Source organism: Streptomyces sp. NBC_01384 (genome assembly GCF_045040035.1).
GTDB lineage: Bacteria > Actinomycetota > Actinomycetes > Streptomycetales > Streptomycetaceae > Streptomyces.
This window is the reverse complement of sequence record NZ_CP109559.1, coordinates 127,379-152,940: the sequence shown is the minus strand read 5'-3', so window position 1 is coordinate 152,940 and position 25,562 is coordinate 127,379. Positions and strand designations below refer to the sequence as shown.

The 25,562-nt window shown below is 72.8% G+C and carries 11 protein-coding genes and 3 pseudogenes; 5 read left to right on the top strand and 9 right to left on the bottom strand.

The window, feature by feature from the left end:
• Nucleotides 1–30 precede the first annotated feature (30 nt).
• The 8 genes from OG747_RS00675 to mqnE all read right to left on the bottom strand — a co-directional run bounded on the left by OG747_RS00675 (nucleotide 31) and on the right by mqnE (nucleotide 10,908).
• Nucleotides 31–4,140, bottom strand: a complete 4,110-nt coding sequence (locus OG747_RS00675; RefSeq protein ID WP_405885395.1) for an AMP-binding protein — start codon at nucleotides 4,138–4,140, stop codon at nucleotides 31–33.
• A 29-nt stretch (nucleotides 4,141–4,169) separates the two neighbouring features.
• Nucleotides 4,170–5,027 carry an ABC transporter permease gene (locus OG747_RS00670; RefSeq protein WP_405876750.1) on the bottom strand — a complete coding sequence of 286 codons (858 nt, stop codon included), beginning with the start codon at nucleotides 5,025–5,027 and terminating at the stop codon, nucleotides 4,170–4,172.
• On the bottom strand, nucleotides 5,027–6,028 hold the full coding sequence (locus OG747_RS00665) for an ATP-binding cassette domain-containing protein (RefSeq protein WP_405876748.1): 1,002 nt from the start codon (nucleotides 6,026–6,028) through the stop codon (nucleotides 5,027–5,029). The genes OG747_RS00670 and OG747_RS00665 overlap by 1 nt, the downstream gene beginning before the upstream one ends.
• A gap of 86 nt (nucleotides 6,029–6,114) precedes the next feature.
• Nucleotides 6,115–7,320, bottom strand: coding sequence for a cyclic dehypoxanthinyl futalosine synthase (gene mqnC, locus OG747_RS00660; RefSeq protein WP_405885394.1), 1,206 nt, complete (start codon nucleotides 7,318–7,320; stop codon nucleotides 6,115–6,117).
• 67 nt (nucleotides 7,321–7,387) lie between these two features.
• Nucleotides 7,388–8,290, bottom strand: coding sequence for a menaquinone biosynthetic enzyme MqnA/MqnD family protein (locus OG747_RS00655; RefSeq protein ID WP_405876746.1), 903 nt, complete (start codon nucleotides 8,288–8,290; stop codon nucleotides 7,388–7,390).
• Between the two features lie 157 nt (nucleotides 8,291–8,447).
• Nucleotides 8,448–9,212, bottom strand: a complete 765-nt coding sequence (locus OG747_RS00650; RefSeq protein ID WP_405876744.1) for a thioesterase II family protein — start codon at nucleotides 9,210–9,212, stop codon at nucleotides 8,448–8,450.
• Nucleotides 9,213–9,365: 153 nt separating this feature from the next.
• Entirely contained in the window at nucleotides 9,366–9,668 is a 303-nt protein-coding gene (locus OG747_RS00645; RefSeq protein ID WP_405876742.1) for a ferredoxin, read from the bottom strand.
• Between the two features lie 76 nt (nucleotides 9,669–9,744).
• Nucleotides 9,745–10,908, bottom strand: a complete 1,164-nt coding sequence (mqnE, locus tag OG747_RS00640; protein WP_405876740.1) for an aminofutalosine synthase MqnE — start codon at nucleotides 10,906–10,908, stop codon at nucleotides 9,745–9,747.
• 316 nt (nucleotides 10,909–11,224) lie between these two features.
• On the opposite strand from mqnE, the gene OG747_RS00635 reads away from it, so the two are divergent.
• Nucleotides 11,225–12,085, top strand: a complete 861-nt coding sequence (locus OG747_RS00635) for a 1,4-dihydroxy-6-naphthoate synthase (RefSeq protein ID WP_405876738.1) — start codon at nucleotides 11,225–11,227, stop codon at nucleotides 12,083–12,085.
• A gap of 78 nt (nucleotides 12,086–12,163) precedes the next feature.
• A pseudogene (locus tag OG747_RS00630) lies at nucleotides 12,164–12,364 on the top strand (ISAzo13 family transposase); the annotation flags it as partial.
• A gap of 65 nt (nucleotides 12,365–12,429) precedes the next feature.
• On the opposite strand, the pseudogene OG747_RS00625 reads toward OG747_RS00630, so the two are convergent.
• Nucleotides 12,430–12,648 (bottom strand): annotated as a pseudogene (locus OG747_RS00625) (transposase); the annotation flags it as partial.
• Nucleotides 12,649–12,981: 333 nt separating this feature from the next.
• Here OG747_RS00625 and OG747_RS00620 point away from each other — a divergent pair.
• The 3 genes and pseudogenes from OG747_RS00620 to OG747_RS00610 form a co-directional block, all read left to right on the top strand.
• A complete protein-coding gene (locus tag OG747_RS00620; protein ID WP_405876736.1) occupies nucleotides 12,982–15,003 on the top strand; it encodes a transposase in 2,022 nt (673 codons plus the stop codon).
• 243 nt (nucleotides 15,004–15,246) lie between these two features.
• Nucleotides 15,247–25,419, top strand: a complete 10,173-nt coding sequence (locus OG747_RS00615) for a type I polyketide synthase (RefSeq protein WP_405876734.1) — start codon at nucleotides 15,247–15,249, stop codon at nucleotides 25,417–25,419.
• Nucleotides 25,420–25,501: 82 nt separating this feature from the next.
• Nucleotides 25,502–25,552 (top strand): annotated as a pseudogene (locus OG747_RS00610) (hypothetical protein); the annotation flags it as partial.
• Nucleotides 25,553–25,562: the final 10 nt, after the last annotated feature.

Genomic DNA, 25,562 nt, shown 5'->3' with positions numbered 1-25,562 from the left:
GTACCGCGCCGCCCGGCAGGAACTGCCGCGTCAGCGGGCGAGCAGCTCCTTCTTCAGATGGCGGGCGAGCCCGGCGGGCGTGGCGAAGTCGAACACCACGGCCGCGGGCAGCGACAGCCCGGTGGCCTCGGCCAGCGCGTTGCGTGCGGTCAGCGCCGTCAGCGAGTCGAAGCCGAGGTTGCGCGTCTCGTCGTCGGGCGGCACCTGGGCGCCGCCGGTGAGCCCGAGGGACGCGGCGAAGTGAGCGCGTACCAGGTCCAGGACGGCCTCCTCCTGCTCCGGGTCCGACAGGGCCGCCAGCTGCCGGCGCAGTCCGGACGGATCGGCGAGCGCGTCCCGGGCGGTGCGGCGGACGGCGGCGCGCACCAGGCCCCGCCGCAGCGCGGCGGAGCCGGTGAGCGGGCCGGGGGAGGGGACGCCGTCCAGGGCGGGGCGCGCGGCGATCACCGTGGCCCGCCCCAGTGAGCGCGCCACGTCGAACAGGTCCCGGGCCTCCCGCGCGTGCGGGTCGGCCCCGCGCACCGACACGGCGGGCACACCCGTGGCGCGCAGGTGCGTCGCCCACGCGTCGAGGAACGCGCCGACCGCCTCGGCGACGAGCCCGGGGGCGGCCGGGGCGGTGGCGGGGGAGCTGAGCACGAACGCGGACACGTCCCCGGGCGCGAGCCCGTCGCCGAGGGCGAGCGCGGTGTCGACGACGGGCCGCAGCACCGTGTCGACGTTGCCGTCCGGCCCTTCGGAGGCGATGGCCGCGGTGTCGACGGACACCGTGAACAGCACGGCCGACGGCCCGGCCTGCCGGAGGGCGCGTACGGACGCCGCCGGGTCGTCCGTGTCCCACGCGGCCAGGGACACGTGCGCTCCCTGCGCGCGCAGCTGTGCCGCGTCGTCCGCGACGGCCGGCCCGGCCAGCAGCACGTCACGCACGCCGTGTTCGCCAACCAGGTGCCGGGCCAGCGCCGTTGCCGCGGTGCCCGCGACGAGCAGCGGGCCGACGCCGCCCGGCGCGGACACCTGGGTGCCGTCGCCGGGCAGGAGGCGTTCGGTGCGCGGCACGCGCGCGGCCCGGCCGCGCAGGGCAAGGCGGGGCTCGCCCGAGGCCACGGCGTCCGGCAGGACGCGCCAGGCACGCTTGGAGGCGTCGGTGTCCACCAGCACGAAGCGTCCGGGCGCCCGGTCCTGCGCCGCGCCGACCAGTCCCCACACGGCGGCGCCGGGCAGGTCCGGCGAGCAGGACTCGTCCCAGGCCGGCACGGCGTCTCGGGTCAGCACGACCAGACGGGTGTCCGCGAACAGCGGATCGGCCCACCGGCGCGCCCAGTCCAGGCCCTCGCGTACGGCACGGCGCACCGCGCCCGCGGTGTCCGCGCCGGCCCCGGCCCCGGTGGTGGTGCGGGAGACGATCACCACGTCGGGGGGTGCGGCGCCGCCCGCGACGGCCTTCGCCAGGGCGTCGAGGTCCGGATGGGTCTCCGAGTAGCGTCCGGCGGCCATCAAACCCGCACGGGCGCGCAGCGGATCGTCACCGACGACCACCCACCGCTCGTCCTTGCGCTCGTCCTTCTCAGCGGCCGGCGCGAGGTGCACGTCGTCCCACACCTGCGCGAACAGACCGTCCTGCTGGGCGGCCGACGCCCGGGCCAGGGCGGTGCGCGTCAGGCGGCCGGAGGTCACGGACTCCACGCTCAGCACCGGCTCGCCGGCCGCGTCGGCGGCCTCCAGGCAGAATCCGCCGTCGGGCCGCGGCCGCAGGCGTACGCGCAGCACGGACGCCCCCGAGGCGTGCAGGGCCACCCCGTGCCAGGAGTCCGGCCACCACAGGCCCTCGCCGTCCGGTGCGGACTCCCGGGCGGCCGGATCCACCGCGGCGCGCAGCAGCGCGGGCCGCAGCACGGCGTCCAGCAGCGCCGGATGCAGCCCGTACCGGGCGCCCTGCTCGCGGCTCTCGTCGGGCAGCGCGACCTCGGCGAACAGATCGCCGTCGTGCCGCCACACCGAGCGCAGCTCCCGCGGCAGGCCGCTACCGGAACCGGCCGCGCCGGTGTCCGTGTCGCCGCCGTCCGCCGGCAGTTCCTCCAGCGGGACGCGCCGGGAGCCCGCCGGAGGCCACACGGCCGGCTCCCGGGCGGGCGAGGGACCGGTGCCGGGTGCGAGCGTGCCGGACGCGTGGCAGGTCCACGGCCGTCCGGCCGCGCCGCCGCCGTCCCGGCGCGCGTGCACGGCCACCGTACGCACCCCCTGCGCACCGGCCGCGCCGACGGCCACCCGCAGTTGGACGCCGTCCCGTTCGGGCAGCACCAGCGGCTCGTCGGTGCTCAGTTCCAGCAGCCGTCCGCAGCCGGCGTACCCCCCGGCGTGCAGGGCCAGTTCGGTGAGCACCGCGGGCGCCACGACGGCGGTGCCGGCCACCGTGCGCGACAGCAGCGGGTCGCGTTCCGTGCCCGACAGACGGCCGCAGAACAGCACACCGTCGGTGTCCGGGAGCTCGACGGTGGCCTCCAGCAGCGGGTGTGCGGCGCCCAGCAGGCCCAGTTCCAGGGCCCCTTCGTAGCGGCGTGAAGCCTGCGCCGACGTCGGGGACCTGCGCCACAGCAGCCGGCCCGACAGGCCGCCCAGGCGCTTGCGGGCGATCTTCCCGGCGGGGTTGCGGGGGACGGCGTCGATCTCGTGGAGTTCCTCGGGCACCTTGAAGTACGACAGGTGTGCCCGGCACGCGGCCAGCACCGCGTCCGGGTCGATGCCGCCGGGCCCGGGCACCAGATACGCCACCGGTACCTCGCCGAGCGCCTCGTGCGGCTTCGCGCCCACGGCCGCGTCCGCGACACCCTCCACCTGGGCGAGGACCTTCTCGACCTCGCCCGGGTGGATGTTCTCGCCGCCGCGGATGATGAGTTCCTTCAGACGGCCGGTGATGGTGACATACCCGGCGTCGTCCTGGCGGGCGAGGTCACCGGTGCGGTACCAGCCGTCGGACAGCACGGCCGCGGTCGCCTCGGGCTGCCCGTGGTAGCCGAGCATCAGCGCGGGACTGGACACCCATATTTCGCCCTCGTCGCCGTCGGGGACCTCGGCGCCGGTGCGCGGGTTGGTCAGACGCAGCGTCAGTCCCGGCACGGGCAGCCCGCAGGAGCCCGGCACGTAGGGGCCCTGGGGAAGGTTGGTGGTGATCGCACCGCCGGTCTCGGTACTGCCGTAGCTGTCCAGCAGGGCGATGCCGAACGCGGCGCGGAAGCCCTCGTGCAGGCTCACCGGGCACGAGGAGCCCGCGACCATGCACACCCGCAGGTGGGGCGCGTCGAAGTCGCCGGAGCGCACCTGTTCGACCATGTGGTGGTACATCGTCGGCACCCCGACCAGGAACGTGGACCGCTCCTCGCGGGCCGTGCGCAGGATCTCGTCCGCCGCCAGCCCGTCGGTGATCCGGGCCGTTGCGCCGACCGCCAGCACCCCCAGCACCCCCACGTTGTGCGCGACGGCGTGGAACAGCGGCATCGGCCACAGCACCCGGTCCTCGGGCGACAGCCCCAGGACCGGAGCGTTGCACGCGCCGGTCGCCCACAGCGACGAACGCTGCGTGGAGAGGACCCCCTTGGGCCGGCCCGTGGTGCCGGAGGTGTAGAGCATCCACGCGGGCTCGTCCAGGCCCAGGTCGTCGCGCGGCGGATCGCGCAGCGACCAGGTCGTCGCCAGCGTCTCGTACCGCGGCAGGTCCTCGTCCTCCCCCTCGGGGAAGTCCGAGACGGCCACGACCGAGATGCCCGGGCGCTCGGCCAGGACCCGGCGCACCTGGGACAGCTGCGCGGCCCCGGTGATCACCACCCGGGCCGCGCAGTCGTCCAGCAGATAGGCCAGTTCCGCGTCGGTCGAGCGCGGATTGAGCGGAACGCCGACCGCGCTCGCCCGCGTGATGGCGAGGTAACTCTCCACCGTCTCCACGCGGTTGGGCAGATAGATCACGGCGCGTGCGCCGCGTTCCAGGCCCAGCCCCACGAGATGGCCGGCCACCCGGGCGGTGCGGCGGTCGAGTTCGGCGTACGTCACCGAGCGGAGCCCGTCGCAGAACGCGGTCTGCTGGGGCCGCCGCGCGGCGTGTCCGGCGAGCAGTTCGTGCAGCGGCCGGATCAGATCGGCGCGGAACATCTCACTCACCCTCCTTCAACTCCCCACGGTCAGCCGGCGGACGAGCGGTAGCGGCGCACCGCCAGCGTCCGGCACACCAGCGCGATCAGGACCGACCAGACGACGGACACGAGCAGGGCGTGGTGTGCGGGCCAGGCGTTCGACACGCTCAGCCCGGGGTTGCCGAACAGTTCACGGGTCGCCTGCACCGTCGCGCTGATCGGGTTCCACTCCGCCACCCACCGCAGCAGGGCCGGCAGGGTGGACGGCGCGACGAACGCGTTGGACAGGAACGTCAGCGGGAACAGCCACAGGAAGTTGCCGGTCGCGGCGGCCTCCGGTGCGCGCACCGACAGACCGATGACCACCCCCACCCACGACAGGGCGTAGCCCATGAGCAGCAGCAGTGCGAAGGCCGCGCCCGCGCGCAGGAATCCGTGGTGGATGCGCCAGCCGACGATCAGCGCGCAGCCGACCATGACCACGATCACGAAGACGTTCTGCACCATGTCGGCCACGGTGCGGCCGGTCAGCAGCGCGCCGCGGGCCATCGGCAGCGAGCGGAACCGGTCGATCATGCCGCTCTGCAGGTCGTTGGCCATGCTCACGCTGCTGTTGCTGGCGGTGGCGAAGGCGATGGTCTGGGCGAAGAAGCCCGGCATCATGTACTCCCGGTAGGCCGCCGTGCCGCCCGCGCCGGGCAGGCTGAAGGAGCCCGCGAAGATGTACGCGAAGAGCAGCACGAACACGATGGGCTGCACGAGGCCGAGGATGAGCACCTCGGGGATGCGGATCATCCTGGTCAGGTTGCGGCGTGCGACCACCGCCACGTCACGGACCGCCTTCACCGCGGTTTTGGGGCGCAGCAGCTCCGCGGGGCCGGACTGTACCGTCACCGACACGGTCATCACTCCTTCTCGCCGGACGCGCTGGACGCGCCGGCGGCGGCCATCGCGGGCTCGGGGGTGTCGGCGCGGGCCGGCGCGGTGAGGGCCAGGAAGACCTCGTCGAGCGTCGGGCGGCGCAGGCTGATGTCGCTGATCTCGATCCCGGCGCTGTCCAGGGCGTGGATGACCTCGCTCAGCAGGCGGACGCCGCCCTCCACCGGCGCGGAGACCAGGGATCTGGCCCGGTCCATGTCCGGCTTGCGGGTGCCGAAGCGGCCGATGAGGGCGGCGGCGGCGTGGATCTGTTCGCCGCGTTCCACGGTCACCTCGATCTGCTGCCCGCTGGTGCGCGTCTTGAGTTCGCGCGGTGTGCCGCGGGCGATGATCCGGCCGTGGTCGACGACGGCGATGTCCTGGGCGAGCCGGTCGGCCTCCTCCAGGTACTGCGTGGTCAGCAGCAGCGTGGTGCCCGCGTCGACCAGGCGGTCGATGGCGTCCCACAGCATGAGGCGGCTGGTGGGGTCGAGTCCCACCGACGGCTCGTCGAGGAACATCACCGACGGCCGGACCACCAGTGCGGCGGCCAGGTCGAGGCGCCGGCGCATACCGCCGGAGTAGGTGGAGGACATGCGGCCGGCGGCGCCGGTCAGGTCGAACTGGGCGAGCAGTTCGTCCGTCCGCTGCCGGGCCGCCCGGGTCCGCATGCCGTACAACTCGGCGATCATGCGGAGGTTCTCACGGCCTGTCAGCCGGTCGTCGACGGCGGCGGACTGCCCCGACAGGCCGATCGACAGGCGTACCTGGTCCGGTGCGCGGACCACGTCGTGGCCCGCGACCGTCGCGGTGCCCGCGTCGGGGCGCAGCAGTGTGGTCAGGACACGGACGATGGTGCTCTTGCCTGCTCCGTTGGGGCCCAGGAGCCCCAGAACGCTGCCTTGCGGGACCTCGAGGTCGACTCCGTCGAGGGCCCGGAGCTTACCGAAGGTCTTGACGAGGCCCTCGGCGTGAATGGCGCCCGTCATGGGCTTCTCCATCCTGTCTGTGCGTCTGGTGGTGTGCCGGCCGCTCGGCGCCCGAGCCTTGGCACAACGGCCCCGGGCGTGCCGCTTCAGTTCGCGGAGATCAGCTTCAGCTCGGGGTGGGCGGTGCCGCCCTCGAGGGCCGTGGACGAGATGTGCGAGACGATCCGGTCGTCGACGGGGTCGTTGGCCGGGTCGTCGTTGACCACGAGGTGCTCGTACGTCGTGGCCCGCTGCGCGGGCACCCGGCCGGCCCCGCGGATCAGGTCCAGGATCTCCGCCAGGTTGGAGCGGTGCCTGGCACCCGCGGAGGAGACCACGTTCTCCTCCAGCATCACGGAGCCCAGGTCGTCGGCGCCGTAGTGCAGGGACAGCTGCCCGGCCTCCTTGCCGGTGGTCAGCCAGGAGCCCTGGATGTGGGCGACGTTGTCCATGAACAGCCGGGCGATCGCGATCATCCGCAGGTACTCGAAGAGCGTCGCCTGCGTGCGGCCCTTGAGGTGGTTGTTCTCGGGCTGGTAGGTGTACGGGATGAACGCGCGGAAGCCGCCCGTGCGGTCCTGGACGTCACGGATCATCCGCATGTGCTCGATGCGCTCGGCGTTGGTCTCGCCGGTGCCCATGAGCATGGTGGACGTCGACTCGACGCCCAGCCCGTGCGCGGTCTCCATGATCTCCAGCCAGCGCTCGCCGGACTCCTTCAGCGGGGCGATCGCCTTGCGCGGCCGCTCGGGAAGCAGTTCGGCGCCCGCGCCCGCGAAGGAGTCGAGGCCGGCGGTGTGGATACGCTGGATGGCCTCCTCCACGCTCACCTTGGAGATACGGGCCATGTGCTCGACCTCGGACGCACCGAGGGAGTGGATGACCAGCTGCGGGTACGCGGCCTTGATCGCGGCGAAGTGCTTCTCGTAGTACTCGACGCCGTAGTCCGGGTGGTGTCCGCCCTGGAACATGATCTGCGTACCGCCGAGCTCGACGGTCTCCGCGCAGCGGCGCAGGATGTCGTCGAGGTCGCGGGTCCAGCCCTTGGCGGTGTCCTTGGGAGCCGCGTAGAAGGCGCAGAACTTGCACGCCGTGACACACACGTTCGTGTAGTTGATGTTGCGCTCGATGATGTACGTGGCGATGTGCTCGGTGCCCGCGTACCGGCGGCGGCGTACCGTGTCGGCGGCCGCGCCCAGCGCGTGCAGCGGGGCGTCGCGGTAGAGGACGAGCGCCTCTTCGGGGGTGATCCGCCCGCCCGCGGCGGCACGGTCGAGGACGGACTGCAGCGGGGACGGGGTAGGTCGGGGCATGGTGCCGGCCTTTCCGGGGCTCTGGAGGGTGTTCTGGGTCATGGCGGAACGGCGGATGGGCGGGATGTCACTCGGCGGCGGAGGCGTCCAGCAGGCGTACGGCCACATCGGGCCCGAAGCCCTCGGCCCCGCCGCCGACCCGGCGGGCGAACTCCTCGATGCCGGCGAGCTGGCGCGCACCGAGACTGAAGTCGAGCGCCGTCGTGTAGTACCGCTCGAGCGTCACGGCGTCGAACTCCACCCACTGGGAGGCCTGTTCGCTCACCTTGGTCACCTCGGCCAGCGAGAGGTCCCGGGAGTCCAGCAGGGCGGCGTGGACCTGACGCACCAGAGCGCCTTCGCGGGCGAGGAACTCACGGCGCGCGGCGAACACGGCGAACACGAACGGGAGTCCGGTCCACTCCTTCCACATCCGGCCCAGGTCGTGGACCTGGAGGCCGAGCCGGGGAGCCTCGTACAGCGAGGCGCGCAGCGCGGCGTCGCCGATGATGACCGCCGCCCGCGCCTTCGACATCATCGTCTGCAGGTCGGGCTCACAGACGAAGTACTCGGGCTGCACGCCCACCTTCTCCGCGAGGAGCAGCTGGGCCAGCCGCACCGAGGTCCGGCTCGTCGAGCCGAGCGCGACGGGCTCGCCGTCCAGCTGGTCCAGCGGCACCTGGCTGAGGATCAGACAGGACATGACGTCGCCGTCGCTGCCGACCGCGATGTCCGGCAGGACCACCAGGTCGTCGGCGTGCCGCAGGAACTCGACCAGGCTGATCGGCCCGATGTCGAGATCGCCCGCGGCCAGCGCGTCGTTGAGGCCGTCCGGGTTGTCCGTGCGCAGGTCCAGGTCGAGCAGGCTGCCGGTGCGGGCGAGCCCCCAGAACAGCGGCAGGCAGTTGAGGAACTGGATGTGCCCGACCCTGGGCCGGCGGCGCGTGAGGCGCAGGGCCTGCGACGGCTCTGCGACGAGTTGTTCGGTCATCTGTGGACAGCTCCCGGAACGGATCGAAGACGGGGGCGGCGGGGCGGACTCGGTGCCCGGCGCACGGAAGGAGAAGGGGAGGTGGATGCGGTGCGAGGGGGGAAGCCCCCGGCCCGCCGAACGCGTGCGGCCCCTGCGCCGGGGCTCCCGCCGGGCCCTACGCCCTGCGGGAGGGTGCCGCGGCGAAGTGCTCGGTGAGGACGGCGAGAACGTCCGCCGACCGGTCGGAGAGGTAGAAGTGCCCGCCGGGGAAGATGCGCAGCTCGCTGCCGCCGAGCGTGTGCCCGCCCCAGGCACGCGCCTCCTCCAGCGAGGTCTTGGGGTCACTGTCGCCGACCAGGACCGTCACCGGGCAGCGCACGGTGTCGCCCGGCGCCGCCAGATACGTCTCGACGGCCGTGTAGTCGCTGCGGATCGCCGGCAGGACCATGCGCAGCAGCTCCTCGTCCTCCAGGAACCGGGCATCGGTGCCGCTGAGCGCACGCAGCTCGGCGACCAGGCCGTCGTCGCCGAGGGTGTGCACCGTCTCGTCACGGGTGCGCGACGGCGCCCGCCGGCCCGACGCGAACAGCCGCACCGGACCGCTGCCGGCCCGCTCCATGCGGCGGGCGACCTCGAAGGCCACCACCGCTCCCATGCTGTGCCCGAAGAAGGTCAGCGGCCGGTCGTCCCAGCTCCCCAGCGCCTCGGCGACCCGGTCGGCGAGTTCGGCCACCGAGGTCAGCCCCGGCTCCAGACGCCGGTCCTGCCGGCCCGGGTACTGCACGGCGACCACGTCGACGCCGGGCGCGAGCGCGGCGGCGACCGGCACATAGAAACTGGCGGAGCCGCCCGCATGCGGGAAGCACACCAGGCGCTCAGAGGCTTCGGGAGCGGGGCGGAACCTGCGGATCCACAGATCGTCCGAGGGGCTTGAACTCATGGGACGCGGATGTCCTTCCAACGGATCGGCGCACCTGGCCGACGAGAGGATGCGGGAGGGGCCCGGCGCGGCCGAGGCATGCGGTTTTCGGCGGTACGCAACGGCGGTACGGAAACGGAGGGCGACTACACCCGCCACGGTGCGGCGGCAGGCTCAGTCGCTGTCCGCGTCCGGCCCGTACACCTCGACGGAGTCCTCGACGCGGCGCACGTGGATGCACTCGCCGGGGCACTCCTTGGCCGAGTCGGCGACGTCCCGCAGCAGTTGCAGGGGCACCCGTGTGCTCGCGCGGGGCTCCTGGAGGAGCTCGTCGTCCTGGTCCTTCACATAGGCGATGCCGTCGATGTCCAGCTCGAACACCTCGGGCGCGTACTGGGCACAGATACCGTCGCCTGTGCACAGTTCATGGTCGATCCAGACCTCGAAGGCCTGCCCGTTGGTCGTCTGCGAAGACATTTCCACCTGCCTGCCGATTCTCTTTGTGGGAAGTGCACCGCGGTGCACGGGGAAGGAGAGGAGGACGACCGCGGCGTCAGACGCGCATCGGCTGCGGCGCGTCGCGCCGCGCCGGGTCCGGGCCCTCGTACTCGCGGATGATCTCGTAGCGGGTGTTGCGCTCGGCAGGCCGGAACCCGGCGTCGCGGATCAGGTCGAGCAGATCCTCACGGGTCAGCTTGTTCGGCGTGCCGAAGTTGTCCGCGTCATGTGTGATCTTGTACTCGACGACCGAGCCGTCCATGTCGTCCGCGCCGTGCTGCAGCGCGAGCTGCGCGGTCTGGACGCCGTGCATGACCCAGAAGACCTTGACGTGCGGCACGTTGTCGAACAGCAGCCGGGACACCGCGAACGTCTTCAGCGCCTCGGCACCCGTCGCCATGCTGGTGCGCGCCTGGAGCTTGTTGCGGACCTTGCCGTCCTTCATGTCCACGAAGTCGTGCTGGTAGCGCAGCGGGATGAACACCTGGAACCCGCCGGTCTCGTCCTGCAGCTCCCGCAGCCGCAGCACATGGTCCACCCGGTGGCGGTACTCCTCGATGTGCCCGTACAGCATCGTGCACGGCGTCTTGAGGCCCTTGGAATGCGCGAGGCGGTGGATGCGCGACCAGTCCTCCCAGTGCGTGCGGTGGTCCACGATGTGCTGGCGGACCTCCCAGTCGAAGATCTCCGCGCCGCCACCGGTCAGCGACTCCAGACCGGCGTCGATCAGCTCGTCCAGGACGTCCGAGGCGGGCAGCCCGGAAATCGTCTCGAAGTGATGGATCTCCGTCGCCGTGAACGCCTTCAGCGACACGTTCGGCAGCGCCTTCTTCAGCTCCCGCAGCGAGCGCGGGTAGTAGCGCCAAGGCAGCGTCGGATGCAGGCCGTTGACGATGTGCAGCTCCGAGAGGTGCTCGTTCTCCATCGCCTTGGCCAGGCGCACGGCCTCCTCGATGCGCATCGTGTACGCGTCCATCTCGCCCGGCTTGCGCTGGAACGAGCAGTACGCGCACGACGCGGTGCACACGTTCGTCATGTTGAGATGGCGGTTCACGTTGAAGTGGACCAGGTCGCCGTTCTTGACGGTGCGCACATGGTGCGCGAGGCCGCCGAGCCAGGCCAGTTCGTCCGACTCGTACAACGCGATGCCGTCCTCGCGGGACAGCCGCTCACCGGAGAAGACCTTCTCCTCCAACTCACGCTTGAGCCCAGCGTCCATTACCCGGGAACCTCCTCGGTCAGTGCCTGGCGGCACACGTGATGAGTGTGAGCACGCGGCGTGGCACGTGACTCGTCCGCATGCCCCGGGGACCGCCGGCCCGCCCGTTCCCGGACAGACCCGAACCCCCTTGAAACGAACGGCACGTGGACCGTTCCCGACCGGAACACAGGCGATCCGGCCACATCGGGTGAGGCGCTCTCATACTCGCGGAGGGCAGTCTGGGGAAAACCCCACACCCACTCCCGGTTTCCTGGAGAGGGGGCGTGCGAGCGCCGTCACCGGACCCACCCACGGCAGAGAAAGAGGCGGCCGCATGACCTCACGACTGACCCTGGCGCACTCCCCGTGCCCCAACGACACGTTCGTCTTCCACGCCTGGACGCACGGCCTGCTCCCCGGCACACCCGAAGTCGACCTGCGGTTCGCCGACATCGACATCACCAACGGCCTCGCCGAGGAAGGCGCCCTGGACGTCCTCAAGGTCTCCTACGGCGTGCTGCCCCACATCCTCGACACCTACGCCCTGCTGCCGTGCGGCGGCGCCGTCGGCCGCGGCTGCGGACCACTCGTCCTGCGCAGGGAACCCGGCACCGCGGACACCCTCACCGGCGCCCGCGTCGCCGTCCCCAGCACCCGCTCCACGGCCTACCTCCTCTTCCGCCTCTGGGCCGCCCGCGCCGTCCCCGGCGGCGTCGGCGAGATCGTCGTCCTGCCCTTCCACCAGATCATGCCCGCCGTCCGCGACGGCCTCGTCGACGCGGGCCTGGTCATCCACGAGGCCCGCTTCACCTACGGCACCTACGGCCTGCACCGCGCCGCCGACCTGGGCGAGGAGTGGGAGAAACAGACCGCACTGCCCATCCCGCTCGGCGCCATCGTCGCCCGCCGCACCCTCGGCGAACGCCGCCTCGGCGAACTCGCCCAGGCCATCCGCGCCTCCGTACGCTCCGCCTGGAACACCCCCGAAGCCTCCCGCACCTACGTCCTCCAGCACGCCCAGGAGATGAAGCCGGACGTCGTCGACCAGCACATCGACCTGTACGTCAACACCTTCACCGCGGACCTCGGCGACGAAGGCCACGCCGCCGTACGCGAACTCCTCGCCCGCTCCGCCCGACAGGGCCTGCTGCCCGCCGTACCCGACAGCGCCCTCACCTTCCCCGCCGAGCCGTAGGCCCCGCCGGCGGCCCAACGCTAAGGGCTTGCGGGGAATCAAGGTGTTGCTTCCCGTCCTGAAGCTCGTTGGTGTGGTATGCGCATCCCGGACGAGACTCGTGACCAACTCGCCGTGAAGTTAGCGGTGTTGCTCCCACATCTGGACGAGCGGCAGCGACGGCTGTTGATGGCTGCGGAGGCCCAGGGCCTGGGGCACGGCGGTGTCCGGGCCGTGGCACAGGCCGCCGCGGTCAGCGAGACGACCGTCCGCAAGGGCGTGTTCGAACTCCAGGCCGGGACGACCACATCGTTGCGGTTGCCCGGCCAGGCGTCGCCGACCGCGACGATGCGGCGGTCGCGGGCCCGGCAGACGATCTGCACATTCACACTGCGCCGGTAGTTCTTCGACTTCTTCGTCTTCTTCTGGTGGTGCACCGGAATGAGGGTGCCGTCCACCAGCCACAGTTCCCGCCGGTCGGTGGGCGGCGGGCCGAGCAGGGCGGCGAGGTGCGGCGCGAGGTCGGCGGTGACCCGGTGCACGGTGGAGTCCGTGGTGGCGAACAGCGCGGCCGGCTGCTTCATGGTGAGGTTCGTTCGGTAGCCCAGAACGACCAGCAGCACCCGGTCGCCGAAGTCAAGTGACCAGGGCCGGCCGCACCCGCTGTCCGGGCGGCGCCGCCACAAACGGGTGATCAGGGCATGCAGCTGCGGCCCGGACAGCCCCGTCCACGCCTTCAACTGAGCTGAACGGCAGGTGGCGAGACGAAGTTCCATATGCCTGACGCTGACGCTGGTCGGGAGAGAGGGAGGGAGTGGGAGAGCGTGGCGAGTCGGTCACCGGCTGCTCCTGGGCCGGGGCGGCGGTTTCGGGGGCCGAACCGGGGTGAGGTGTGGCGGCGGGCGAAGGACGCGCCGGTGTCGGTGATCCGGCTGCCGCTGGTCGTCGACGATGCGGATGTCCGCCGCCGGGTCGAGCAGTTGTTTTCGGCGATGTGGCAGGTCAAACGCGCTCTGCAGCGTGATGCGCGGAATGTGGTCGACGCCTACTGGGCCGGTGACGTGCGGCGCGAGAGCGACGTGAAGGCCTGGCGGGCTGAACTGGGCCTGTCCCGCACCGGGCTGGAGCACCGCGCGTATCAGCATCTGGAGCGCTCGGGGTGGCTGAGCGATCATGTGTCGAAGGCATTGGTGATGCACCAGGCCGACGAGGTCTTCACCGGCGTGGCCCGGCACCTGCACCCGGACGCATCGGGGCGTCGGGCCGGGCGCCCGAAGACCGGGACCTGGTGGGAGTACACCCGCATCCCGGGTCGGGCCCGTTCGCACACCACCGACCGCAAGTGGGAGACCTTCCGCCTGCACGGCACCCTCGCCGGACACCTGGACGCCTTCCGGCATCCCGCGCTGCCGCCACCGCTCACCACCCCCGCCCAGGCCGCTGAACTCCCGCCGGGTATGCGGGTGCTGGCCCAGCCGCGCCGTCTGCCCGCGCCCGCCCGGCCCACCGCAGGCATCCCCACCGGGACCACCGACGCCCGGGGGCGCCCGCGCAGCAGGGCGGCGACCTGGTTCGACCACACCGGGCCGCTGACTGTCGTCTTCGCCGGAGGGCCCACCGGACGCGGGGAAATCATCCTGCCGGTGCGGCTGCCGCAGGGCGCCGGCCGCTGGCCCTGTCTGCTGCACTACCTGAACGACCCGAGCCTGTGGCACAAGATCGACCTGGTGCGGCGGCGGGATCCGGCCGCCCCGGGCGGCTGGGCCTATGAGGCCCATCTGATGGTCCTTTCCCCCGGCTACGCCTCCACCGCCACCCGTACCCGGCGCCGGCAGGCCGCCGCCCTGCAGCGCGTCGGCGGGGTGGACGGCAACGTCTCCAACCTCGCCGTCGTCTCCTTCCCCACCACCGGTGACGCGGGTGACGGGCCGGTACGCTCCTCCCGGATCACCCTGACCGATCAGGAGCAACACGCCCTGGCCAAAGCGCGCAAGAAGGCCCGAGGGCGCCAGCGCGCCCTTGACCGCTCGCGGCGCGCCACCAACCCCCAGCAGTACCAGCACTCCCGCCGCCAACAGGCCCGAGGCGAACGCCGGCAGGCAGCGAACCTGCCCCCGAAGACCGTCGTCCCGACCGGCCCCCGGCGCACCACCGCGACCGGAAAACCCCAACAGGCCTACCGCCGCGACACGGTCAGCACCAGCTACCGCGATCTGCGGGCCCGCCACAGTGCCGCGGCCGCGAGCGCGGCCGAGGCCTCCCACCACCGCGCGAAGAAGACCGCCGCAGCTCTGGTCGCCGCCCACGGCCCGAACCTGACCATCGAGGACTGCGACATCCGCACCTGGTTCCGCCTCTGGGGCCGCGCCTGCTCCGCCACCACCCCCGGACGGCTGATCACCGCACTCGCCACCGAGTGCACCGCCACCGGCGGACGACTCCTGCGCGCCTCGACCTTCACCACCGCCCTGTCCCAGCACTGCCTGTGCGGCCGACGCGTGACCAAGTCCCTGCGCCAGCGCACCCATTACTGTGACCCAGCCGAAGGCGGCTGCGGGCTGAAAGGCGACCGCGACATGGTCTCCGCTGCCCTGGCCGCCTTCACGACCCTCACCGACCCCGACGACCCCGCCACCGCCCGCCTGGACCACCCCCGCGCCCGGGCCGCCCAGATCCTCTTCGCCCAAGGGCTGCAAGAAGCCCTGACCGAGTCAACCGCACCGAAGTCCGCGCCCTCGGGCCGGACCCGCGCGGCAGCCGAACCCCGCGGGAACACCCTTCCCCGGCAACGGACGGCCTCTGCTCGGCGAAATGCCGGACCCTGCACCGTGGCAACCCCGGATGAGACCCGACCCGCCCCCGAGCGGCCCAAGGCCCACGCCGGAACGACACGACCGCACACCGGCCGCCCCCGTACGCACATACGGGATAAGTCTTAGAAGTTCTCTTAGAGCCGCTCAGGGCAGATCCGGGGGGCCCGTGCCCGTCCCCATAATCGGCCCAAGGGCATGCTCCCCACCCGACGTCCGGTACGCCGGACCCGCCCGGGGAAACCGCCGCCGCGCCGCTCGCCAGGCTCCACCCCCTCACCTCGTTCCGTCCCGCCCGCACCCGTCCGGGACGGCCACTGCCCGTGCCACCACCGGCGAGACCATGGGCCCGCTGTCGAAGGGAACCGATCCGTGAGCGAGGACAGGCTTCGCGAGCTCCGCGATTTCCTGAAGCGCGTCACCGCAGACCTCCAACGCACGCGCAGCCGCCTGCGCCAGGTCGAGTCGAAGGCCACGGAACCCATCGCCATCGTCTCCATGAGCTGCCGCTACCCGGGCGGAGTCCGCACCCCGGAAGACCTCTGGCAGCTCGTCGACACCGGCACCGACGGCATCTCCGCCTTCCCCGAGGACCGCGGCTGGGCCGTCGACACCCTCTACGACCCCGACCCCGACCGCCCCGGAACCTGCTACACCCGCGAAGGCGGCTTCCTGCACGACGCCGTCGACTTCGACGCCGGCTTCTTCGGCATGTCACCCCGCGAGGCCCTCGCCACCGACCCCCAGCAACGCCTGCTCCTCGAAGTCACCTGGGAGGCCCTGGAGCGCGCCGGACTGCGCCCCGCCGACCTGAAGGGCACCGCCACCGGCGTCTTCGCCGGCGTCATGTACAACGACTACGGCTCCCGGTTCCCCGAACCGCCCGAAGGACTCGACGGATACATCGGCAACGGCAGCGCCGCCAGCATCGCCTCCGGCCGTATCTCCTACACCTTCGGCTTCGAGGGCCCCGCCATCACCGTGGACACGGCCTGCTCCTCCTCCCTGGTCGCCCTGCACCTGGCCGTCCAGGCACTGCGGGCGGACGAGTGCGACCTCGCGCTCGCCGGCGGTGTCGCCGTGATGTCCACCCCGGTCACCTTCCTGGAGTTCAGCCGCCAGCGCGGCCTCGCCGCCGACGGCCGCTGCAAGTCCTTCGCGGACGCCGCCGACGGCACCGGCTGGGGCGAGGGTGTCGGCATGCTCCTCCTGGAGCGCCTCTCGGACGCCCGCCGAAGCGGACACGAAGTCCTCGCCGTCATCCGCGGCTCTGCCGTCAACCAGGACGGCGCCAGCAGCGGCCTCACCGCCCCGAACGGGCCCTCGCAGCAGCGGGTCATCCGCGCCGCACTCGCCGCGGCCGGCCTGCGGGCGAGCGAGGTCGACGCCGTCGAGGCGCACGGCACCGGCACCACCCTCGGCGACCCCATCGAGGCCCAGGCCCTGCTCGCCACCTACGGCCAGGACCGGCCCGACGGGCGGCCGCTGTGGCTCGGCTCGCTCAAATCGAACATCGGCCACACCCAGGCCGCCGCGGGTGTCGGCGGCATCATCAAGATGGTGCAGGCGCTCCGCCACCAGCGGCTGCCCCGCACCCTCCACGTCGACCGGCCCTCCACCACCGTCGACTGGACAGAAGGCAACGTCCGTCTCCTGACATCGCCGGTCGAGTGGACCGACCCCGGCAGGCCGCGACGCGCGGGCGTCTCCGCATTCGGCGTCAGCGGCACCAACGCCCACGTCATCGTGGAACAGGCACCCCCAGCCGAACCCGAGGACGAGCAGAACGACGGACAGAACAACGGGCAGAACACCGGGACGAGCGGGGACCACACCCGCACCGAGGCCACGACGCACCCCGACGCCGCCGCCCCGCCGGTTGTGCCCTGGCTGCTGTCCGCGCAGACCCCGGAGGCCCTGCAGGCCCAGGCCCACACCCTCCTCACCCACCTCGAAACCCACCCCGGCGACAGCGACCACGCCGTCGCCCACGCCCTGGCCACCACACGCTCCGCGTTCGAACACCGGGCCGTCGTCCTCGGCGGCGACCACGACGCCCTGATCCGCGGCCTCAAGGCCCTGGCCGCCGGCGAGCCCACCCCCGAGGTCCTCGCGGACACGGCCCGCCGCGCCAACGGCAGACTCGCCTTCCTCTTCTCCGGCCAGGGCGCGCAGCGCCTCGGTATGGGCCGTGAACTGTACGAGTCCTTCCCGGTGTTCGCCGAGGCCTTCGACGCCGTCTGCGCACACCTGGACGACGGCCTGCGAGGCGTGGTCTTCGGCACGGATGCCGACCTGCTGAACAACACCGCGTGGACGCAGCCCGCCCTGTTCGCGATCGAAGTGGCCCTGTTCCGCCTCGTCGAATCGTGGGGCGTACGCCCCGACTTCGTGGTGGGCCACTCGATCGGTGAGCTGGCTGCCGCGCATGTGGCCGGGGTGCTGTACCTCGAAGATGCCTGCCGTCTGGTGTCGGCACGCGGGCATCTGATGCAGCAACTGCCGCCCGGTGGTGCGATGTTCGCCGTCGAGGCGTCCGAGGATGAGGTTGTTCCGCTGCTGGAGGGCCATGAGACCGAGGTGTCGGTCGCGGCGGTGAACGGGCCGCGGTCGGTGGTGCTTTCGGGTGTCCAGGCGGTGGCCGAGGCGGTCGCGGGGGAGGTGGCGGCTATGGGCCGCCGTACCTCACGCCTGCGCGTCAGCCATGCCTTCCACTCGCCGCTGATGGAGCCGATGCTGGAGGAGTTCCGCAGGGTCGCGGAGAGCGTCACCTATGCGCCGGCGCAGCTGGCCGTGGTGTCGAACGTGACCGGACAGGTGGCTGCCGCTGGTGAGTTGGAGTCCGCGGAGTACTGGGTGCGGCACGTCCGGGAAGCCGTGCGGTTCGCCGACGGTGTGCGCTGGCTGGAGGAGCGGGGGGTCCGCCGGTTCATCGAGATCGGCCCCGACGCCACCCTCACCGCCCTCGCCCAGTCCGGAGTCACCCGCGGCGACGAGATGCTCTTCGTGCCCACCCTGCGCAAGGACCGCGACGAGCCGATCGCGGCGCTCGGCGCGCTCGCCGCCCTGCACGCGCGCGGCACCGCCGTCGACTGGTCCGCCGTCATCCCGGGCGACGACCGCCCGCCGGTCGGCCTGCCCACCTACGCCTTCCAGCGCCGCCGCTACTGGCTCGACCCGGTGGCCCAGGGCACCGTCAGGACGACGGCACACCCGCTGCTGGGCGCGACCGTCGCGCTCGCCGAGTCGACCGCCGTCGTCTCCACCGGCCGCATCTCGCGTCGGACCCAGCCATGGCTCGCGGACCACACCGCCTTCGGCACGGCGCTCGTGCCCGCCGGGGTCTTCACGGACCTCGCCCTGCACGCCGGCGCCCTGCTCGACAGCCCCCACCTGGCCGAACTCGTCGTGGAACCGCCCCTCGCCCTGCCCGAGACAGGCGAGAGCGAGATCCAGACCGTGGTCGAGGAGACCGACGCGGAGGGCCGCTGGACATTCACCGCCTACTCCCGCCCCGCCGCCCCCGCCGACGACGGAGCGGACCGCCCCTGGCAGCGGCACGCCCACGGCATCCTCGTACGGCAGCCGGAGCACGAGACAACCACCAAGCACCAGGAGCCCGGCGCGTGGCCGCCCGTCGGTGGTGCCCCCATCGACATCGGCGAGCTGTACCGCACCCTCGAAGACCAGGACACCGTCCCCGGCGCCGTCCTGCGCACCCTGACGGCCGCCTGGCGGCTCGGCGACGAGGTGTACGCCGAAGCCGTCCTGCCCGAGTCGCAGCGCGCCGAAGCCGGCCGCTTCGCCCTGCACCCGGCCCTCATCGAAGGCGCTCTCCTCGCCCTCTCCGCGACCGGACACCCCGCACCCCACGCCCTGTCCTGGTCCGGCCTCACCCTGCACGCCGCAGCCGCCGAAGCCGTACGCATCCACATCCGCCCCCGCCAGGACGGCACCGTCGAGCTCGGCCTCTTCGACCCCGCCGGCGCACCCGTCCTCAGCGCGGACGAACTGACCGCGCGCACGCTGGCCCCGGCGGACCTGCCGGCCCCGGCCGCCGCCGAGAGCGACGACCTCTTCGGCCTCGCCTGGACCGCCTCGCGGGGACCGGTGCTGCCGACCGCCCCCGAACTCGCCGTCCACACCGGCCTCGACACCCTCCTCGCCGCCGCTGCCGACGGCCCCGTGCCCCCGGTCGTCGCCCTGCCCTGGCGCACCCCCCACAGTGACCGAGGGGTGAGTGCCGAGGCCGTCCACGCGGCCATCGGCGCCGCCCTCACCCTGCTGCAGACCTGGCTGGCGGACGAGCGCTTCACCGGCTCCCGCCTGCTGATCCTGACCTCCGATGCGGTCGCCGCGGCCGACGGCGAGACGGTCACCGACCTGCCCGCCGCGGCCGTCCGCGGACTGGTGCGCTCCGCCCAGGCGGAGAACCCCGGCCGCTTCCTGCTCATGGACACCGCCACCGCCGAGCCCGCCCCGCAGGACATCGCCGAGATCCTCCGCCACGACGAGGCCGACGTCTGCGTCCGCGACGGCCGGGTCCTGGTGCCCCGCCTCGCCCCCGCCGGAGCCGGAGCCGGAGCCGGTGCCGAACAGCCCGCGCGGGCGATCGGCTTCGACCCGCGGCGCACGGTCCTGGTGACCGGAGGCACCGGCACCGTCGGCGCCGCCACCGTCCGCCACCTGGTGACCGAGCACGGCGTACGCCACCTGCTCCTCGCCGGACGCAGGGGCGCGGATGCCCCCGGCGCCCTCCCACTTGTCTCCGAGATGGCCGAGGCGGGCGCCGAGGTCACCGTGGCCGCCTGCGACACCGCCGACCGCGACGCCCTGGCCGAACTGCTGGCGACCGTCCCGCAGGACCACCCGCTGGGCGCCGTCGTGCACGCCGCCGGCGTAGTCGACGACGCCGTCGTCACCTCCCTCACCCCCGAACGCCTCGACGCCGTACTGCGCCCCAAGGTGGACGCCGCGGTCCACCTTCATGAGCTGACCCGCGGCCTCGACCTGACGGCCTTCGTCCTGTTCTCCTCGGCCGCCGCCACGCTCGGCAGCCCCGGCCAGGGCAACTACGTCGCGGCCAACTCCTTCCTGGACGCCTTCGCAGGACACCTCCGCGCCGCAGGACACCCCGCCCTCGCCATCGGCTGGGGACTGTGGGCCCAGGACAGCACCATGACCAGTGACCTGGACACCTCGCAGCGCAGCCGCATCGGCCGCAGCGGCATCGGCGCCCTGCCCACCCAGGAGGCCCTGGCCCTCTTCGACCGCTGCCTGTCCCACACCGGCGCGACCCCGCTGCCCCTGCGCATCGACCTGCCCGCGCTGCGCCGGAACGCGGCCGGCCTGCCCCCCGTCCTGCGCTCCCTGGCCGGCCGCGCACCGCTGCGGCAGGCCGCCGGCGCCGGGGCGGGCACCGCGGCGCCGGCGGGCGCCGCTCTCGCCGCGCTGCCCGAACAGCAGCGGCGCACGGCCGTCCTCGCCCTGGTCCGTACGACCGTCGCAGGCGTCCTCGGCCACAGCAGCGACGCGTCGGTCGGCCTCGACCGCCCCTTCACGGAGCTGGGCTTCGACTCCCTCACCGCCCTGGAACTCCGCAACGCCTTCACCCACGCGACCGGCCTCACCCTGCCCGCGACCCTGGTCTTCGACCACCCCACCCCCGCCGCCGTCGCCGACCTCCTCCTCGCCCAACTCGCCCCCACCCGGACGGGGTCGGCACAGTCCGCACAGCGGATTCCCGGAACACCGGCGGACCTCGCCGACGACCCGGTCGCGATCATCGGCATGGGCTGCCGCTTCCCCGGCGGGGTCGAGAACCCCGAGCAGCTGTGGGACATGCTCCTCAAGGGCGACGACGGCATCACCGACTTCCCGGGCGACCGCGGATGGGACGTGGCCGCCCTCTACGACCCGGACCCCGAGTCCCGGCGCAGGGGGACGACGTACACCCGCCGCGGCGGTTTCCTCAAGGACGTCGGCTCGTTCGACGCGGGCTTCTTCGGCGTCTCCCCCCGCGAGGCGTTGGCGATGGACCCCCAGCAGCGCCTGCTGCTGGAGACGTCGTGGGAGGCCGTGGAACGGGCGGGCATCGACCCCCGTTCCCTGCACGGCAGCCGTACCGGCGTCTTCACCGGCACCAACGGCCAGGACTACGCACACGTCCTGAGCACGGCGGACGCCGACACCGAGGGCTACCTCGGCACCGGCAACGCCGCGAGCGTCGTCTCCGGCCGGGTCTCCTACGTCCTGGGCCTCGAAGGCCCCGCGGTCACCGTCGACACGGCCTGCTCGGCGTCCCTCGTCGCCCTGCACTGGGCAATACGCGCGCTCACCTCGGGGGAGTGCTCGATGGCACTCGTCGGCGGCGTCACCGTCATGTCGACCCCGGCGGCGTTCGTGGAGTTCAGCCGTCAGCGCGGCCTCGCGGCGGACGGCCGGTGCAAGGCGTTCGCGGAGGGTGCGGACGGGACGGGGTGGGGTGAGGGTGTCGGTGTGCTGCTGGTGGAGCGGTTGTCGGACGCGCGCCGCAACAACCACCCCGTCCTGGCTGTGGTGCGGGGTTCCGCCGTCAACCAGGACGGTGCGTCGAATGGTCTGACCGCGCCGAACGGTCCGTCGCAGCAGCGGGTGATCCGGGCCGCCCTCAGCAGTGCCGGTCTCTCCGCCAGGGATGTGGATGCGGTCGAGGCGCATGGCACGGGTACGTCTCTGGGTGATCCGATCGAGGCGCAGGCGCTGCTGGCGACGTACGGCAAGGAACGGCCGGGGGAGCGGCCGTTGTGGCTGGGTTCGGTGAAGTCGAACATCGGTCACACCCAGGCCGCCGCGGGGGTGGCGGGTGTCATCAAGATGGTGGAGGCCATACGGCACGGCGTGCTGCCCGCCACCCTCCACGTCGACGAGCCCTCCTCGCACGTCGACTGGGCCGCGGGCAACGTCAGGCTCCTGGCCGAGTCCGTCGACTGGCCAAAGACGGCGCATCCCCGCCGGGCCGGAGTCTCGGCCTTCGGATTCAGCGGCACCAACGCCCATGTCGTACTGGAACAGGCGCCGGACCCGGTCGCCGAAGAAACCGCGACCGAGGTCTCCCAGCAGCTCCCCGTCACCCCCTGGGTCGTATCCGGCCGTGGTTCCGAGGCACTGCGGGGCCAGGCCGCTCAACTGCTGGCCCATATACAGGCCCACCCGGAACTGGACACCGCCGATGTGGCGCTGGCACTCACGCAGACCCGCTCCGCCTTCGAGCACCGCGCGGTAATCCGCGGCACCGACCGCGAAGAACTGCTCGCGGGACTCTCCGCCGTCGCCCGCGGCGAGAACCTCCCCACCGTCGCCGAAGGCGCCGCGTCCGACGGCAGGCTGGCGTTCCTGTTCTCCGGCCAGGGTGCGCAGCGCCTCGGTATGGGCCGTGAACTGTACGAGTCCTTCCCGGTGTTCGCCGATGCCTTCGACGCCGTGTGCGCGCACCTGGACGACGGCCTGCGAGGCGTGGTCTTCGGCACGGACGCGGAGGTGCTGAACCGCACGGAGTGGGCGCAGCCGGCGCTGTTCGCGATCGAAGTGGCCCTGTTCCGTCTCGTCGAGTCGTGGGGCGTGCGCCCGGACTTCGTGGTGGGTCACTCGATCGGTGAGCTGGCGGCCGCGCATGTGGCGGGGGTGCTGTCCCTCGAAGATGCCTGCCGTCTGGTGTCGGCGCGGGGCCGTCTGATGCAGCAACTGCCCGCCGGTGGTGCGATGTTCGCCGTCGAGGCGTCCGAGGACGAGGTTGTTCCGCTGCTGGAGGGCCGTGGGGCGGACGTGTCGGTCGCGGCGGTGAACGGGCCGCGGTCGGTGGTGCTTTCGGGTGTGGAGTCGGTGGCCGAGGCGGTCGCGGGGGAGGTGGCGGCTATGGGCCGCCGTACCTCACGCCTGCGCGTCAGCCACGCCTTCCACTCACCGCTGATGGAACCGATGCTCGATGAATTCCGTACGGTCGCGGAGAGTGTGACCTATGCGCCGGCGCAGCTGGCCGTGGTGTCGAACGTGACCGGACAGGCCGCTGCCGTAGGCGAGTTGGAGTCCGCGGAGTACTGGGTGCGGCACGTCCGGGAAGCCGTACGGTTCGCCGACGGGATCGAGTGGCTGGCCGGGCACGGGGTCACACGCTTCGTGGAGATCGGGCCCGACGCCACGCTCACGGCCCTGGCCCAGTCCTGTGTGCCCGGTGACGAGGGCACGCTGTTCACGGCCACGCTCCGCAAGGACCGCGCCGAGAGCGACACAGTGCTCGCGGCCGTGTCGAAGGCCTTCGTGCACGGGGTGTACGTCGACTGGCCCGCCTTCTTCGCCGGCCCCGGCGCCCGGCCCGTCGCGCTGCCGACGTACGCCTTCCAGCGGGAGCGGTTCTGGCCGGAGCCGGCCGCCTCGCCGGCCGGGACCGCCTCGGTCGACCCGGTGGACGCGGCGTTCTGGGAAGCCGTGGAGCGAGGAGACGCGCGGAGCCTGGCCGATGTACTGGGCGTGGGCGAGGCGGAGTTGGACGCCGTCGTGCCGGCCCTGTCCGCCTGGCGGCGCGGTGCGGTCGAGCGGTCCGTCCTGGACGGCTGGCGCTACCGCGTCGACTGGGAGCCGATGCCCGTACTGTCCCCACTCGTGCCGCTGCCGGGCCGCTGGCTTCTGCTGCAGCCCCCCGGCGAGGACGTACTCGCGGGCATCGAGGAATTCGTCCCCGGGATCGACCGGTTCACCTGCCCGGCGGAAGCGGCGGACCGTGCCGCGCTGGCGCGGGTCCTGACGAACGCCGCCGAATGCGGACTCATCGCGGGCGTGCTGTCGTACCTCGCCCCCTCCGGTGGCGTGGGGGCGACACTGGCGCTCGTCCAGGCGCTGGGCGACGCCGACCTCGCGGTTCCGCTGTGGACGGTGACGCACGGCGCGGTGTCGACGGGCGCGGTGCCGGCCGGCGGCCCGGCCGCGGAGCCCGCCGACCCGTCCCAGGCCGCGGTCTGGGGCCTCGGCCGCGTCGCCGCGCTGGAACACCCCGACCGCTGGGGCGGCCTGGTCGACATCCCGGCCCAGCAGACCGACCGGCACGCCCTCGCCGGGATCGCGTCCGCTCTCGTCTCCGGTGAGGACCAGATCGCCGTACGCGGATCCGAACTGCTCGTCCGCCGTCTCGCCCACGCCCCGTCCGCCCCAGCCCCGGCCGCGTCCTGGACCCCGCACGGCCGCGTCCTGGTGACCGGCGCAACCGGTGCCCTCGGCGGCCGCCTCGCACGCTGGCTGGTGCAGCGCGGCGCGCGGGACCTCGTCCTGACCAGCCGCCGCGGAGCGGACGCGCCGGGCGCCGCCGATCTCGCCGACCAACTGCGGACCCTGGGCGCCCACGTCGCGCTGGAAGCCTGCGACATGGCGGATCGCGCCGCGGTCGAAACGCTTCTGGACCGGCACCCGGTCGACGCGGTGTTCCACGCCGCGGGCAGGGGCGATGCCACACCGCTCGGCGAGGTCAGTGACCAGTACCTCGCCGACGTATGGGGCGCGAAGGCCGCCGGTGCGACCCACCTGGACGCCGTCCTGGGAGACAGGGACCTGTCCGCCTTCGTCGTGTTCTCCTCGATCGCCGGCGTGTGGGGCAGCGGCGGCCAGGCCGCCTACTCCGCCGCCAACGCCCACCTCGACGCCCTGGTCGAACGCCGCCGGGCCCGGGGCCTCGCCGGTACGGCCGTGGCCTGGGGGCCGTGGGGCGGCGGCGGCATGGTCACGGACGAAGGAGCCGTCGAACTCGGTCGCCGGGGCCTGCGCGTGATGGACCCCGACCGTGCGCTGAGCGGACTGGGACGTGCCCTGGACCTCGGGGACAGCACGGTCGTGGTGGCCGACGTGGACTGGGAGAGGTTCCTTCCCACGTTCACCAGCAGCCGCCCCAGCCCGCTCCTGTCCGCTCTCCCGGAGGCGGCCACCACCACCGGTACGGACGGCACGCCGACCGAGACGGGGACCGGGGGCACGGACCTGGTGAACCGGCTCTCCGCGCTCTCCGCGACCGACCGCAAGCGCGCGCTGCGCGACCTCGTCCGCACCCACGCCGCCTCGGTCCTCGGCCGCGCGAGCGGCGAAAGCGTGGAACTCGCCCGGGCGTTCCGCGATGTCGGCTTCGACTCCCTGACCGCCGTCGAACTGCGCAACCAGCTCAACCGCGACACCGGTCTGCGCCTGCCCACCACCCTCGTCTTCGACTACCCGACCCCCGAACACCTGGCCGATCACCTCTGTGCCGAGCTCTTCCCCGACACCCCGGACGCGGACGCCCTGGCCGACGGCCTCGCCGACCCGTCCGGCACCACCGCCGCCGACGAGGCCGCGCTGCGCAGGAAGCTGACGACCGTCCCGCTGGCCCGGCTGAAGGAGAGCGGCCTGCTGGCCGCGGTGATGGCCCTCGCCGAGCCGGAGGAAACGGACCCGAGCGCCACCAGGGCCGACGCGCAGGACAACGAGCTGATCCACACGATGGACGTCGACGACCTCATACAACTGGCCCTCGGCGACTCGGCCCACTGACCCTCCGACCCGCCTCCCTCTCCTCGTCCGCCGAAGCCCGAAGCGTCCGCCGAAGCCCGAAGCAAGAACAGTGGAGCTGAGTATGCCCACCTCCGAGGAACGCGTTGTCGCGGCCCTGCGCGCATCGCTGCTCGAGAACGAGC

Bases quoted from the DNA above. Each gene is read 5' to 3' on its own strand.
- mqnC (WP_405885394.1), bottom strand. From the start codon at position 7,320: ATGCCCCGACCTACCCCGTCCCCGCTGCAGTCCGTCCTCGACCGTGCC.
- OG747_RS00665 (WP_405876748.1), bottom strand. From the start codon at position 6,028: ATGACGGGCGCCATTCACGCCGAGGGCCTCGTCAAGACCTTCGGTAAG.
- OG747_RS00645 (WP_405876742.1), bottom strand. From the start codon at position 9,668: ATGTCTTCGCAGACGACCAACGGGCAGGCCTTCGAGGTCTGGATCGAC.
- mqnE (WP_405876740.1), bottom strand. From the start codon at position 10,908: ATGGACGCTGGGCTCAAGCGTGAGTTGGAGGAGAAGGTCTTCTCCGGT.
- OG747_RS00670 (WP_405876750.1), bottom strand. From the start codon at position 5,027: ATGACCGTGTCGGTGACGGTACAGTCCGGCCCCGCGGAGCTGCTGCGC.
- OG747_RS00650 (WP_405876744.1), bottom strand. From the start codon at position 9,212: ATGAGTTCAAGCCCCTCGGACGATCTGTGGATCCGCAGGTTCCGCCCC.
- OG747_RS00675 (WP_405885395.1), bottom strand. From the start codon at position 4,140: ATGTTCCGCGCCGATCTGATCCGGCCGCTGCACGAACTGCTCGCCGGA.
- OG747_RS00655 (WP_405876746.1), bottom strand. From the start codon at position 8,290: ATGACCGAACAACTCGTCGCAGAGCCGTCGCAGGCCCTGCGCCTCACG.
- OG747_RS00635 (WP_405876738.1), top strand. From the start codon at position 11,225: ATGACCTCACGACTGACCCTGGCGCACTCCCCGTGCCCCAACGACACG.